Annotated in this window: 1 protein-coding gene; it reads left to right on the forward strand. The window is 33.3% G+C overall.

Features of this window, described 5'->3' with window-relative positions:
* Positions 1-507 (forward strand): hypothetical protein (locus N2201_07560; GenBank protein MCX7786055.1); only part of this gene is annotated, 507 nt, incomplete at both ends.

The raw sequence follows: 507 nt of genomic DNA on the forward strand, positions 1-507 counted from the left end.
CTAACGATTTGTATGTTCAAAGTCAAGTTGGAATTGTTGACCTTGATAAAGTTGTTCCTTCTCATTTTTTTATAATAACGCCTGACCAGGTAAAAGTTGAAGAAAACCCTCGTTTTCCTCAAACATTACAAAACAGAAATTTTGCTCAAGGAGTATTGTTTTATAGAGAAAAATTAAAGAAAATAGATTTTTTCCAATTGACTTCGGATTCTATAACGCCAGCTTGGGGTGTTCCCACTTTAATGAGCATTGACGGACAATTATGTGTTGTGGCTGGCAACTTGCGATATAATTTGTTAGCAGAAATATACAAAAATGATGAATGGACACAGTCGTACAAAAATCATTTACAAGAGTATCTGAAACTTCATAATATTAATTTTGATTTATCTCGGATAGAAAAACCCATTTTAGTAAAAATGGTAACTCAACCCTTATCTCCTCAGGAGATTGTAGCATTCTGCTACTTTGCTAATAAGGTAGATGTCAGGTATGTTGGTATAATGC

This window comes from candidate division WOR-3 bacterium, from assembly GCA_026418155.1.
Taxonomy (GTDB): domain Bacteria; phylum Hydrothermota; class Tepidihabitantia; order Tepidihabitantales; family CAIPLT01; genus JAOABV01.